Origin of the sequence: Methanolinea mesophila, from assembly GCF_017873855.1 — an archaeon.
Taxonomy (GTDB): Archaea; Halobacteriota; Methanomicrobia; order Methanomicrobiales; family Methanospirillaceae; genus Methanolinea_B; species Methanolinea_B mesophila.
The window spans coordinates 1,248,052-1,260,598 of the sequence record NZ_JAGGKR010000001.1; the positions used below are offsets into that span (position 1 = coordinate 1,248,052).

Consider the following 12,547-nt stretch of genomic DNA (forward strand, 5'->3'; position numbering starts at 1 on the left):
GGTCCCCGGGAATAATTCCCGTCTGGTATTCTTTCCACCCCCTGATTTTTCACCAGGGGGGGACAGGGGATGTCAGGCCTGAATGCCGGTACCTCCGGATAGGTCCCGGTAGAGTCCTTCACGGTCGTACAGCCGGGACATGATGGTATTATGGATCTCCACCGCCCGGTTATACTCCTCTGCTATCGCCCGGTAACGTTCGAGGACCGCGTTGTACTCCCCGACGAGCCGGTTATATTCCTCGACACGGGCGTTATAGGCCGAGACGCTGCCCCCTCTCCGCAGGCTCCGGAGTATAGCGTCCATGCCGTCGATCCGGGCGGACAGCTCTTCCATGTCCCGCTCCGTCCGGTTAAGCTCCGGACCCGACTCCTCCATTCGCCCGATCGCCTCATTTCTTGCGTCCCAGATGTATCCGGTCTCGTTGCAGCGGGCATACAGGGTCCCCCCGGTGCTCACCGGGATCACCCGGGGTGCGGAGGTCAGGGTGGTCCCTCCTTCGAGTTCAAAGACTGCAACACCCACCAGGGAGAACTTTGTGGTCTCCACGTACGCGAACCCGGTGTCCCCGTACAACCCCTCCGTCGCTCCCACTCCCACTGCCATGTGCTTCTCGTCCGGGAAATAAAGGAGAGAGACGCGATATCCCTCGCGGCTAAGCAGCGCCGCGAGAAGTATGCTCTTGTCGTCGCAGTCGCCCGCCCCCTGCACCAGCGTCTCGACCGGGTAAAGGGGGGCGTTAACCTCTCCGGTACGGTAGGGGATCTGCTGGACGAACGAGGCGAGGAGCTCCAGGTATTCATCCTCATCGAGATCCTGTTCGTCTCGTATCACCCGGAATTCGCCGAGAACCCTGTCGTATGCCGGTATTTCTGCAGGGTCGAGGATCATCGCCCGGTAGAGGCCTGCCGTCCATTCGTCTTCCCCTACGGATTCGTCGTAAATCGTGGCCGTTTTATCCTGGGCGGCGGCCGCCTCGTATATCCCCCGGTCGACCGGAAAGGCGAGGGTATACTCGCCGCGCTCAAACCGGAACGGGTATTCCGGCGTGGCAAGGTCTCCCCGGCCGGACTCCGGTGAAAGTGCCGGATACACCACAGGGGGGTGGAAGAAGGGGAGACTCCCCGTGCACCCGGAGAGTACTACCGTCGCAAGGACCGTCGATGCAAGAACGAAAAGTATGGCCGGCCTCATTTCAAAGCATTTTTTCCAGACCCGCGAAGGTATCGATGATGGCCGTGGGGGTCACCGGGGACGCGCGGGTGACTTCGGGGCGGAACTTGCCCGTGCGGACGAGTATCCCCTTCATGCCGCACGAGATCGCCCCACCGATATCGGTCTCTATGTCGTCCCCGATCATTGCGACGCGTCCCGCTGGGAGGCCGACGGCCTCGAGTGCCAGGCGGAAGAACTCCGGCGAGGGTTTCCCCATGACCAGGGCAGGTTTCCTGGTCGCGAATTCCAGCGCCTGGACGAAGGGGCCCGCCGAGAGGGCCAGGCCGTCTGGAGCCATCCAGTACCGGTCCTTCTCGAGCGCGACTATCCCGGCGCCGTCCATCACGAACCGGAAGGCCTGGTTCATCCGGGCGTAGGAAAAGTTATCGCCGGCGTCCCCCACCACCACCTGTTCCACATCCCGGTCCACCGGAGAGTACCCGGCATCCAGGAACTCCGTATCGACATCGCCGGTGGTGACCAGGTGTACCCGGGGAGCGCCCTGTTGTGCAAGCCATGCGATCGCGGCTACCGCCGGGGTAAAGATCTCCTCCGGCGCGACCGAAAACCCCATCCCCTGCAACTTCCGGCATATGGTCCGTCTTGATTTCCTCGTGGTATTGGAGACGAACCGGAATGGGATATTTTTCTCCCGGATGACCTCCAGCATCCCGGCGGCGCCCGGCGTACCTTCATCGCCCACGTAGAGCACCCCGTCCAGGTCGATCAGCAGTCCCTCTATTGCCATCGCCCGTTCTCCATCGAGGCGAACCTGTTCACAGTCTCCCTGCAGAGCGAGATGCTCCGATCCAGGTATATCCGGGTATCCGACAGGATTTTCTCTCTCTGCGGTTCATCCAGGGTCTTTCCCCACCGGGCGATGATCTCTCCGGTGACTTCCATGTGAAACTGTACCCCCAGTGCGGAACCGAGCGAGAACATCTGGTGGGGGACCCGCTCCCCTTTCACCATCAGCCGGGCGCTTCCGGGGAGGTCGAAGGTGTCCCGGTGCCACTGGAACACGAAGAAGTCTTCCGGAACAGGTTTTCCGGGGAGAGGTACGAGCGAGCTGACCCGGTTCCACCCCTTCTCCTCGATGCCGGGATAGACGCGACAGCCCATCGCCGAGGCTATCATCTGGGCACCCAGGCAGAGCCCGAGTACAGGACGATTGTCCGCGATGCATCTCCGTATCAGCGCCTTCTCCTGGGAAAGGAACGGGTACTCCTTCTCGTCGTTCACGCTCATCACTCCCCCGAGGATGACGAGCCGGTCGGGAAGGATCGCGGGATCGACCTCTCCGGTGCGGTAGAGGGGAACGACCTCCGCCTCGTGCCCACCCTCCTTCAGGATATCAAGGATTACCCCTGGCGGTTCCTGTTCCCCATGCTGGAAGATGGTGATCATAACAGGATCGTTATCTTCAGGGAGTATAATCGCTTTCCGGGCCGGACGCACTGATCCACTTTCACTCCGCACCCGAACCCTGTATATCTGCAGGGCAGGAACTATTGACCTGATCAGATGAACTCACCCCTGGCCTACGACGCGATCAGCAGGCAATGGCAGGAAAGGGCGGACGCAGGAAGGGATTACACCGTAATCCGGAACGATAATATCTTCCGGAGCAGTTTTTCCGACTCCTACATCTTCGAATCCGATTTCCGGAGCGCGGGGACACTGCTCGCATCGCTGGTGGACCGTTACGGGGGGATCCCGGTGGAGGACGCGGTTCCTGGCACGGTAGAGGAGACCGGCGAGGGGACGTGTTACCGGATCGATACCCGGATCCCCCTGCAGGTACCGGCATACGGGGAGACGAGAGTGAAGGAGCGGCTTCTCTCCGAGCTGACCCTGATATGGGGGATCGGGAACAAGACCGAAGGCGAGCTGAAGAAACGGGGATACCGGAGGATACCGGACCTGGTCCACCACCGGAAATACCAGCGGAGAGCGGCCGAATGCCTGTCCGTCATATCCGATGCGGATCCCGAAACCCTCACCCGCTGGGTCTCCCGTAAGAGTTCCCCTGCGCACCCCCTCTCCATGCTCGCTTCCGGGCTTTTCCCCCCGGAGCGGCTGGTATTCCTTGACCTGGAAACGCTGGGATTCTTCTCCCGGCCGATCATCCTCTTTGGGATCGGGAGGTTTTCGGGGCAGGAGCTCGTGGTGTCCCAGTACCTCCTCCGGGGGATCGAGGAAGAACTGCCTTCCCTCCTCCGGGCCTCGGAACTCCTCGGACCGGGGACGGTGGCGGTCACCTACAACGGCAAGTCGTTCGACATTCCCTACCTCAGGGAGCGACTTGCATTCTACGGGGAGTTTCCTCCCCTTTCAGGGGTACATTTCGATCTCCTGCACCACTCGCGGAGGAGGTGGAAGGACCGTTTCCCCGACTGCAGGCTCTCTACGCTGGAGAAGCGGCTTTTCGGGGTGCGCCGCGAGGAGGACGTGCCGAGCGCCATGGTCCCCGAGTTCTACGAGACGTACCTGCGCACTGGCAACCCCGGGCCCCTGGTCCCCATCGTGACGCACAACTGCCAGGACGTGGTGAGCCTCGCACGGCTCTTCGCCCTGCTCTCGGAGGAGTGCCATGAGTGTGCATGAGCTCCTCCGCGATATCCGGAACGACCCGGGATTTGCGCCCGCTATCGCCCACGTAGAGAGCATTCCCCCGAGGGTTGCCGATTACGGCCCGGTCCCGGCCATGCTCTCGCCCCCGGCCCGGTCTTACCTCGAGCGCAGGTCAATCCGCCCGTACTCCCACCAGTGCCGGAGCATGGAGACGCTCAGGGAGGGAAAACACCTGATCCTCACCACACCCACGGCATCGGGAAAGACCCTCGCTTTCACCCTCCCCATCTTCGACCGGCTCTGGGAGGACCCCGATGCCTGCGCACTCCTGGTCTACCCCACCAAGGCACTCACCTACGACCAGCTGCAGGCCGTCCGGGAGATGGAGGAGGGGACCGGGATCAGCGCCTATCCCGCGGTATACGACGGCGACACCCCACGAGAGAAGCGGCCCCGGATCCGGGAACTCTCCAGGGTGGTCCTCACCAATCCCTACGAGCTCCACCACATCCTCCCCTGGCACCACCAGTGGGCGAGGTTCTTCTCACACCTCCAGTTCGTGGTCTTCGACGAGGCGCACCGCTACCGGGGGGTCTTCGGCTCCCAGATGGCGTATCTTATCCGCAGGCTGCGGAGGGTCTGCCGGCACTACGGGTCCGACCCGCAATTCGTCCTCTCCACTGCGACCCTGGCAAACCCGGGTGAGTTCGGGGAGCGGTTGTGCGGGGTCCCGTTCCAGGTGGAGAGCCGGGACGGGTCGCCCGCAGGGCCCCGGCAGTTCATCCTGTACAACCCCTTTTACGCGGGAGTGGAAGGGCACTCGGTCCACCGCGAGACCGCGGACCTGGTCGCCGCCTGCGTCCGTCACGGGTTGCAGACGCTCTGTTTCACCGGTTCGCGGAAGATCGCCGAACTGGTGTCCACCTGGACCAGGGAGGCGCTCCCCCCCGGGCCGAGCGGGGCCGCGGGAGCGCCGGGCAGAGGGATCGCCGCATACCGGGCGGGGTACCTCCCGGAGGAGCGGCGGGAGATAGAGCGCAGTCTCAAGAACGGCCTGTTGCAGGCGGTGGTCTCCACGAACGCCCTGGAGGTGGGGATCGACGTGGGCTCCCTCGATGCGGTGATCCTTTCAGGGTACCCGGGCACGATGATCTCCACCTGGCAGCAGGCCGGCAGGGCGGGACGTTCCGGGCAGGAGTCGGCGGCGCTGATGGTGGGGTTCGCCAATCCCCTTGACCAGTATTTCATGCGCCACCCCGGGTCGTTCTTTTCGGCCGGGCACGAACATGCCATCATCGACCTGGAAAACCCCTACATTCTCTCAGGGCAGGTGCTCTGTGCGGCCGCGGAACTGCCCCTCTCCCCCGAGACCGACGGGGCACTCTTCGGCCCCCATCTCGAAGGAATTCTGACCGCCCACCGGGACTGTTCCCTCGTCCGCCCCACCCGGAGGGGGTGGGTCTACTCCGGAAGCAAGAGGCCCGCGGAGCTGGTCGGGATGGGCGACGGGGGCCGGGAGAGTTATCAGGTCGTATGCGACGGGTCGGTCCTGGAGACCATGGACCGGGCGCAGGCGTTCAGGGAGGCGCACAAGGGGGCAGTCCTGCTCCACCAGGGAGACCAGTATCTGGTGTCGGAGATGGACCTCTCCCACCACCTGGTCAACGTGGATAAGGTCGAGGTCGATTATTACACCCGCCCCCTGAAGTCGGTGGAGATAGAGGTCGTCCGGACCATCGAGCAGAGAAACGAGAACGGGATCGATCTCGCCTTCGGGGAGGTCAGGGTTACGGAACAGTACTATGCGTACCGGATCATGCAGTACGACGCGATCCTCGGGGTGGAACCTCTGGAACTCCCCGCACTTAGTTTTGTCACCAAGTCCCTCTGGTTCGAGGTACCCGAACGGATCGAGCGGCAGGTGCGGACCTCCGGGGGCGACCTCGGCGGCGGGATGCACGGGGTGGAACACGCGTTCATCGCAATGATGCCGTTCCATGTGCTCTGCGACCGTTGGGATATCGGGGGGCTCTCCACCCCGTTCCACCCCGGGTTCGGGGCACCGGTGATCTTCGTATACGACGGGTACGAGGGGGGTATCGGGCTCTCTGAAAAAGCGTACCGGATCTTTTTCGATATCTGCGACACCACCCGCCGGCTGGTCCGGGACTGCGGGTGCGAGGAGGGGTGCCCTGCCTGCATCCTCTCTCCCAAATGCGGCAACGATAACCAGCCCCTTGACAAGCGGGCCGCCATGGTCATCCTGGAGGGGCTTCTACACCGTGACGACCCCGCCCTCCAAGGAACCGCGGGATCGTCCGGAAACGAGGTCGTTTCCGGAACTTCTTCCTAAAGATGAGAGGGTGGGATGATACCACCTAAATCTTTTCGCCCATCTCTTTGCCCGTGATGAGCCTGAAAAGACCCCCCGGTATATCACCCCGCGTCGGTCATCCAAATAGCTCAGGCCGGGAGCTCCCGGACTCCGGAACGGCAGGGAGTTTACCATTACAATCTAACGCCTCTCGTGAGCCGAGGCCGCTGCGGGCAGGAAAAACTGCCCTTCAGATAAGTTTTAAACCAGGTCAAAACCGAATGTCCGGAGGACTCTCCGCGAACACGAAAAAAAGAACCGGGAGTTCCCCGTTATTCCCTATCTTTCAAGACACAGATCGCCCCGGGCTCACGGATAAGCAGGGCGAGGCTCTCGGTGATTGAAAACTCCAGGCTGTCCCCCACCGGGCCGATGTACCCTATGGTCATGTCCTGGCCGAGAACGATGGAGGCGTACATCTTCCCTGAGGCGATCAGCACCCCGCCGCTCTTCAGAGAGGGGGCCTTGTAGACCCCGGCGGAGACGATGCTCTTCAGGTTCTCGAGTTCAGTGCCGGTCCCCTGGATGAATGCCCGATACAGGAGGTTGTACCGCGACGGTGCGAGTGCAAGGCTGTATGGGCCGTGGAACCCCGCCTCGTCGAGCTTCGTCAGGGCCTGGATGATATCGTCCGCGGCCTTCCCGACGGTATTCCAGGACGCGAGCTTGTGGGAGTTTGCACCCTCCACGCTCATCAGCCCGGGGCATCCCTCGACTCCTTCGAAGACCAGGGCGTCTTCCTGCCCCGCGCACTCGAGGGCGGCGGCTGCCACCGGCGATGCAGTGAACGGCAGGCCGGTCTGCTCGTATGCCATAAGGTCCCTGATCCCCAGGCAGAAGGTGGTGTAGAGCATGGTGACCGGGACAAACTGGCTGGTGATCATACATTCGGATACCTGGCAGTCCTCGAGGGGAATTCCCTTCAGTCCCAGCCCGTACGGGCCTTCGATATGAAGGAGCTTCCGCCCGGTCAGGATGCTCTTTGCCGCGCCCGCCATGGTCGCATCGAGCATCTTCCAGGTCTCGCCCCCGATAGGGGCTTCTTCACGTGCGAGATATTTTGATGCCATAATTTCCTCCTCTCCTTATTCCTTCATGGACCCGATGGTCAGGTCCGATGACTCTTCGGCCGGTACTGCGGGCTCTTTCCCTGACACGCGGGCGATCATCGCCTCGACCTCCGCGGTGCCGTCTGCATAGAACCCCGCTTCGTCCGGGGCGAGTTCAATAAGCAGACGGATGAACTCGCCGGCGTGGACACGTTCTTCGTCCGCGATGTCCATGAGCACCGCCTTTGCGAGGGGGTCGTCGGTAGACTCCGCGAGCTGGGTGTAAACCTGGATCGCCTCGTACTCGTCTGCGACGCTAATTCGTATCGCCCTGACAAGCTCGCTTTTTGTGAGTTTTCTCTCACTGTTTTTTCCCGAAAATGGGGTTGAAAATTCCACCATATGTCATTGCTCCAATTTATTTTTCCAAACGGCTCCGCCGTTTTTTATGGGTCCTGCATTTTTGGAATACAGGAATCGCGGTGAGTGTTAAAAGGGGATCCTCACGAACCCTCTACCCGTAATATACCCTATGGGACATATATACGTATGCCTCAAGCAGCCCTGAAAATGCCCGGGAAACTCCCTTCCGGCCATAAATTAGATATTACCGCCGCCGGGGTTCCTGCAGAGTACCCCCGGCCTTTCCGATTCGTTTTTATTTTCCGCAGGCTTTCCGGGATACTGTCTATTCCAGCAAAACCAGCCCGATGGAGGTGATGTTACCATGTACCACCTTCCCGTACTCGAGGTCCTTGCAGGGGATTGTGCGGAGCATCCACCCTGCCCGGGCGGCGGTGGCAAAGACGTCCATACCGGCGGCTTCCATGCTGGGACGGACCAGATCCATGTGCCGGCACCTCCTGCGGGAGCTCTCGTCCACCACCCCCTCGCACTCCTCCGCGATGCACTCCTCGCAGTAGATGCAGGGATACCCGCCGAACCCGAAAGCCTTGTAAAAGCCGTCGTAAAATGCAGTTTTTTCCAGGAGGTGCACGGTCGTGTTCACCCAGAGGATAAGGTCCCTGTAAAACCCGTGGAAGTCCTCGGGAATATCCTCCGGGCCGAAAGACTCATGACCGGGGACCCCCTCGAAACGGAGCAGAATCGCCGTCTGGTACTCGTTCACCATGGCCCGCGTTTCCCGGGGAGAAGGAGCGTACGGCGGGCATGAAAGGTGTTTTGCATACCCCTTGCATCCGAAACGACACTTGAACCGCACCCATTCTGCGATCACCACGTCTTTTGCGGGAATTGCCCTGACCTGGACTCCCCTGTCGGAGGCTATCCCGGTCAGCTTCCCGATCTCATGCTCGAGCACCGGCACCATCGTGAGACCTCTCGATGGAGGGTCTTTTCACCGGGAACGATAATGGTTTCCCGGTTTCTCACCCGACAGGTTTCCGCCAGTGAGCCAATCCGGGATATTTTTCGTCTTCACCCCATTGCAGGGGATATTGACCGCGAATCGAAAGGAAACAGACCAGGGGCCGGGTCTCTGGTAAAAAAGTGAGTGTGAAGAGCGCGCGTCATCCGCTTCGTTCTTCGCAGTTGTAACGCCCGAGGATCTCCTTGATGATCCTCCTCGAACTGCAGAGAGGGTATTCCTCCGAAGGGCCTATCCTGACCAGGTCGATTCCCGCGAGCCCCCTCTCCTCGAGCCCCCCGCGGATCTTCTGCTCATCGAAGTGCTGGTTGAACCCGAAGGTGATTACTGCCGGCCGGATCTCCTCGATTGGCCGGAACATATCCTCCCGGTCCCCCAGGACCACATGGTCTGCTACCCGCAGCGACTGCATGATCTTCAGCCGCTGGTCCTCGGAGATGATGGGGCGGGGCTTGTGCCGGACATTCGCGTCGCGGGCGACGATCACCCAGAGTTCGTCCCCGAGCTTCCGCGATTCCTCCAGATAGTAAATATGCCCCGGATGGAGGAGGTCGAAGGTGCCGGTGGCCACCACCCGCTTCATTCCACCACCTCGAGATCCACGGGGGTACCGTCTGCGGAGAAAAAGCGCCAGTCGCCGGCCTCGTACGGGAATCCGACGATACAATGGAAACGTCCTCCGACCCGGGGGAAGAACGAGAGGTCCGCATCCGAGGGGATCATGACCCCGTTCGGGTGGGAATGCGCACTTCCGGCGATGTGAGTGTCAAGCGGCATCATGTCGAGAAAGAGGCGTGCGCTGTGCTCGTTGCTCGTGGTCCCGGGGAGAAGGTTGAGCTCCCTGATGACCCCTTCCTCTTCCCGGAGCACTCCTGCAAACTCGTGCGGGTGTTGTTCTTTCCCGATAGAGAGGAGCAGGTCCAGAAGGTCGCGTGAAATTCCCCGTATGTGCATTGCCGGGAGTTATATTGTGCGGAATGCATGATAACCGTGGCGGGGAGGGCCTGTCAGAACGGCCCGTCCTGCTCGAAGCTCCGGCCGAACCGTATGGCAAGCTCCGCTTTGTAGAGTTCCTTTCCCAGGTACGCTGCATGATCGAGGAGGGAGACGTTTCCCCGGGCGAGTATGGTGTAAAAGACATCGGACCACGTGTCCCCGCGGATGGCCTTCCCGTCGAGCTCGGCCACGATCTGCCCGTCTGCTACCCCTATCCTGAAGTTTCCCCGGGGGTCGTAGACGATATCCCGGGGCATCGGCGAAGCCGGGTCGACCTGCCGGTACGTGACCGGCGGTTCCCTTCTCCTCCTTTTCTCCTTGATCACCAGCAGGTCGACCCCGAGGTCCTTGGGGTACGGCCGGTTCCGTGAAAGGGCCATCATCTCCGTGGCCCTCCGCATCTCTTCCACCGCCCCCCGGGTCTTGTCGGAGTGCTCGCTGGTAAAGATCACCGCTGCCCCCGCCTCCATTGCCAGGCCGGCGAGGAGGGCGTTCATCCCCACGGAATCGGCATCGAACAGCTCCACCACGTTCCCGGCCCCGAAGAAGAGGGGATAGCCGTATTCCTTCATGCACCGGAGAGATTCGAGCAGCCCCGAGCCCGCGGGCTGCAGGAGCGGATCGGCGAGGATGACCTCGATCCCTGCCTTTTCTGCCAGTGTTATCGTGTGTTCGAGCCCCGCCCTCCCCGGCACCACCACAGCCCCTGCTCCCGCGTCCGCGACCGCCCGCCCCGCCCGGTCCATGTTCTCCTCCTGGAGGGAGAGCACCAGATCCGCACGGGGAAGTGCGGCCTCGATCAGGTTCGGATCCTGTGAATCGACGGCCAGTGGGGCATCGATCCCCTCCAGGTCCGCGAAGACCCTGCGGACCTCTTCCGGTGTCGCGTCGAACCCAAAGCCGAGGTCCACGATGTCGGCTCCGGAGGCGAGGTACTCCCGAACCTTCTCACGGATGCCGTCCACCCGGTGGGCATCCATTATCTCGGCGAGGACCTTGATCCGTGCGTCGCCGCCGATCTTCACACCCCTGATCAGGTACCGGAAATTCGCTTCCTGTTCTGCAAAATCCAGCGTGATATACGCCTCTTTCTTTCTCATCCCGGCGATGAAATCATCGGCCGGCGTATCCCTGGACAGGGTGATCGAGTCGAGAAGAGGGAGGACGAGCGCGAGGTCCGCGGCATGCCGGGGACCGCGAAACACCGGGATCCCGGTCTCCTTTTCCACCGCTGCGAACGATGCGGTGGACATGCCTGAAACCAGAACCATGTCATAGTGCGTTCCCTGCAGGAGGTCCTTCAGTTGCGAAGGGGTGAGGAAGGACGCGATCTCCCCGGTGACGATTACGTCGGCATCGAGCCCGGCTGCCGCCGATTTGACGATGGAGTACGTAATTCTGCCGGTGGGAAGGAGAATACGCATAAGTTCCCTTAATATCGGAGAGATATAAAGATAGATCACCATGCTCGCCTGCGACCTGCATATCCACACCCGTGCGTCAAGGGATGGAGAGAGCAGCGTAGAGGCTATAATCCGCAGTGCCGAAGCGGCCGGCCTGGACGCGATCGCGATCACCGATCACGACACTACCGAGGGAGTTGCGGCGGCACGTGCCGTCAGTACAAGGCTGGTGATAATTCCGGGGATAGAGGTGTCCACCCGGCAGGGACACCTCCTCGTCCTGGGCGTGGAGAAGGTCTTCCCCCGGGGGATGGACGTGATAGAGACCATCCGGATGGCGAAAAACGAGGGCGCCCTGGTGATTCTCCCCCATCCCTACCATATGTGGCGTCACGGGGTAGCACGGAAGTTCCGTACCGCGCTCTGGGAGGTGGACGCGATCGAGACCTTCAACAGCCGGTACATCGTGGGCTCGGCAAATATGAAGGCCGCCAAGATGGCCCGGAGGCTTGGCAAGCCCGCCGTGGGGGGGTCCGATGCCCACAACGCCCGTTTTGTCGGGTTCGGGAGGACTCTGGTGGACGCCGAGCCGGATACGGCCTCCATCCTCGCGGCGATCCGGAACGGAAAGACCATCGCCGGGGGGAGGATGACCCCCCTGCGAACCTATACCAGGCAGTCGCTCTCCAATACATGGAAAAAGATCGCGAGGCGGGTGCACCCCCGGTAAGGCTGGCGTTCCGGTTCGGGTACCTCGGGGACCGGTTCGGAGGATCCCAGGTCCAGGCAGAGGAGCGGACGGTCGAGGGCGAGTTCATCGCCGCGTGTATCCGTTGCGAGCTGTTTACCGATTTTCGCGAGGCCCGTTTCCAGACGGGGGGGAGGACGGATCGGGGGGTCCATGCCCGCGGTCAGGTCGCGGCATTCACTACCCACGCACCGGACCGGGCGATAAAGGCATTGAACTGGCAGCTGCCCCCCGATATCTGGGTGAACGGATACGCGGAGGTCGAGCCCCCGTTCAACCCCCGGTACGCCGCAAGGAGCCGGACCTACCGGTACTATTTCCCCCCCCGGGGACTCGACCTGCACTCGATGGCCGATGCGGCTCAGATTTTCCTGGGGACTCACGACTTCTCTGCATTTGCCCGGATCCAGGGAAAAGACCCACGACGAACGGTACATTCCATCAGGGTGGCAGCCGAGGATGGTCTTGCATTCATCGAGGTCCGTGGAGAGAGTTTCCTCTGGCACATGGTCCGCTACATGGCCGCCTCCCTGCTCCTGGCAGGGCAGGCAAGGATCAGCCGCGATGATATCGCCCGCCATCTCGAGACCGGGGAAAAGTGCTGCCATACCCCGGCACCGGCATTCGGGCTGGTGTTGTGGGATGTGGACTGCGGGATAGTGTTCGCCCCGATCCCCCCCGACTCAAGGACGGAACGACACCTCGGGCAGCTCCGCGATCGGCACGCGGTCATGGAGAGGATCTGCTCGGTATTCGAGGAGTCTATCGGGTAAGGCGGGAACACCCGTGCCACCCCCCCGA

13 protein-coding genes are annotated in these 12,547 nt (G+C 61.8%); 4 read left to right on the forward strand and 9 right to left on the reverse strand.

Features of this window, described 5'->3' with window-relative positions:
• Nucleotides 1-72: 72 nt before the first annotated feature.
• From J2741_RS05960 to J2741_RS05970, 3 genes are read right to left on the reverse strand one after another with little or no spacing between them, the layout of a single operon-like run.
• Nucleotides 73-1,194 carry a hypothetical protein gene (locus tag J2741_RS05960; RefSeq protein ID WP_209674084.1) on the reverse strand — a complete coding sequence of 374 codons (1,122 nt, stop codon included), beginning with the start codon at nt 1,192-1,194 and terminating at the stop codon, nt 73-75.
• A gap of 1 nt (nt 1,195) precedes the next feature.
• Complete coding sequence (locus J2741_RS05965; RefSeq protein ID WP_209674085.1) at nt 1,196-1,963, reverse strand: TIGR01458 family HAD-type hydrolase; 768 nt, start codon at nt 1,961-1,963, stop codon at nt 1,196-1,198.
• A complete protein-coding gene (locus J2741_RS05970) occupies nt 1,954-2,622 on the reverse strand; it encodes a type 1 glutamine amidotransferase (RefSeq protein ID WP_209674086.1) in 669 nt (222 codons plus the stop codon). The genes J2741_RS05965 and J2741_RS05970 overlap by 10 nt, the downstream gene beginning before the upstream one ends.
• A 117-nt stretch (nt 2,623-2,739) precedes the next feature.
• Here J2741_RS05970 and J2741_RS05975 point away from each other — a divergent pair, with 117 nt between their 5' ends.
• Together J2741_RS05975 and J2741_RS05980 are read left to right on the forward strand one after the other, a co-directional pair.
• Nucleotides 2,740-3,822 (forward strand): ribonuclease H-like domain-containing protein, encoded by a 1,083-nt coding sequence (locus tag J2741_RS05975; RefSeq protein ID WP_209674087.1) that lies wholly within the window; start codon nt 2,740-2,742, stop codon nt 3,820-3,822.
• Nucleotides 3,809-6,142 carry a DEAD/DEAH box helicase gene (locus tag J2741_RS05980; RefSeq protein ID WP_209674088.1) on the forward strand — a complete coding sequence of 778 codons (2,334 nt, stop codon included), beginning with the start codon at nt 3,809-3,811 and terminating at the stop codon, nt 6,140-6,142. Before J2741_RS05975 ends, J2741_RS05980 begins: the two co-directional genes overlap by 14 nt.
• Before the next feature lie 293 nt (nt 6,143-6,435).
• Here the strand turns inward: J2741_RS05980 and J2741_RS05985 are convergent, their stop codons facing one another.
• From J2741_RS05985 to J2741_RS06010, 6 genes are all read right to left on the reverse strand, one after another.
• Nucleotides 6,436-7,233 (reverse strand): family 1 encapsulin nanocompartment shell protein, encoded by a 798-nt coding sequence (locus J2741_RS05985; protein ID WP_209674089.1) that lies wholly within the window; start codon nt 7,231-7,233, stop codon nt 6,436-6,438.
• Between the two features lie 15 nt (nt 7,234-7,248).
• A complete protein-coding gene (locus J2741_RS05990; protein ID WP_209674090.1) occupies nt 7,249-7,614 on the reverse strand; it encodes a ferritin family protein in 366 nt (121 codons plus the stop codon).
• Nucleotides 7,615-7,900: 286 nt separating this feature from the next.
• Nucleotides 7,901-8,542, reverse strand: coding sequence for a DUF2284 domain-containing protein (locus tag J2741_RS05995; RefSeq protein ID WP_209674091.1), 642 nt, complete (start codon nt 8,540-8,542; stop codon nt 7,901-7,903).
• A gap of 199 nt (nt 8,543-8,741) precedes the next feature.
• On the reverse strand, nt 8,742-9,182 hold the full coding sequence (locus tag J2741_RS06000; RefSeq protein ID WP_209674092.1) for an adenylyltransferase/cytidyltransferase family protein: 441 nt from the start codon (nt 9,180-9,182) through the stop codon (nt 8,742-8,744).
• The gene (locus tag J2741_RS06005; protein WP_209674093.1) at nt 9,179-9,553 is read right to left on the reverse strand and encodes a Mov34/MPN/PAD-1 family protein; all 375 of its coding nucleotides are present in this window, start codon (nt 9,551-9,553) and stop codon (nt 9,179-9,181) included. Before J2741_RS06005 ends, J2741_RS06000 begins: the two co-directional genes overlap by 4 nt.
• Before the next feature lie 53 nt (nt 9,554-9,606).
• The gene (locus J2741_RS06010; protein ID WP_209674094.1) at nt 9,607-11,019 is read right to left on the reverse strand and encodes a dihydropteroate synthase-like protein; all 1,413 of its coding nucleotides are present in this window, start codon (nt 11,017-11,019) and stop codon (nt 9,607-9,609) included.
• A 40-nt stretch (nt 11,020-11,059) separates the two neighbouring features.
• On the opposite strand from J2741_RS06010, the gene J2741_RS06015 reads away from it, so the two are divergent.
• Nucleotides 11,060-11,728, forward strand: coding sequence for a CehA/McbA family metallohydrolase (locus J2741_RS06015; protein ID WP_209674095.1), 669 nt, complete (start codon nt 11,060-11,062; stop codon nt 11,726-11,728).
• Complete coding sequence (truA, locus tag J2741_RS06020) at nt 11,692-12,519, forward strand: tRNA pseudouridine(38-40) synthase TruA (protein WP_209674096.1); 828 nt, start codon at nt 11,692-11,694, stop codon at nt 12,517-12,519. Before J2741_RS06015 ends, truA begins: the two co-directional genes overlap by 37 nt.
• The last annotated feature ends 28 nt before the right edge of the window (nt 12,520-12,547 follow it).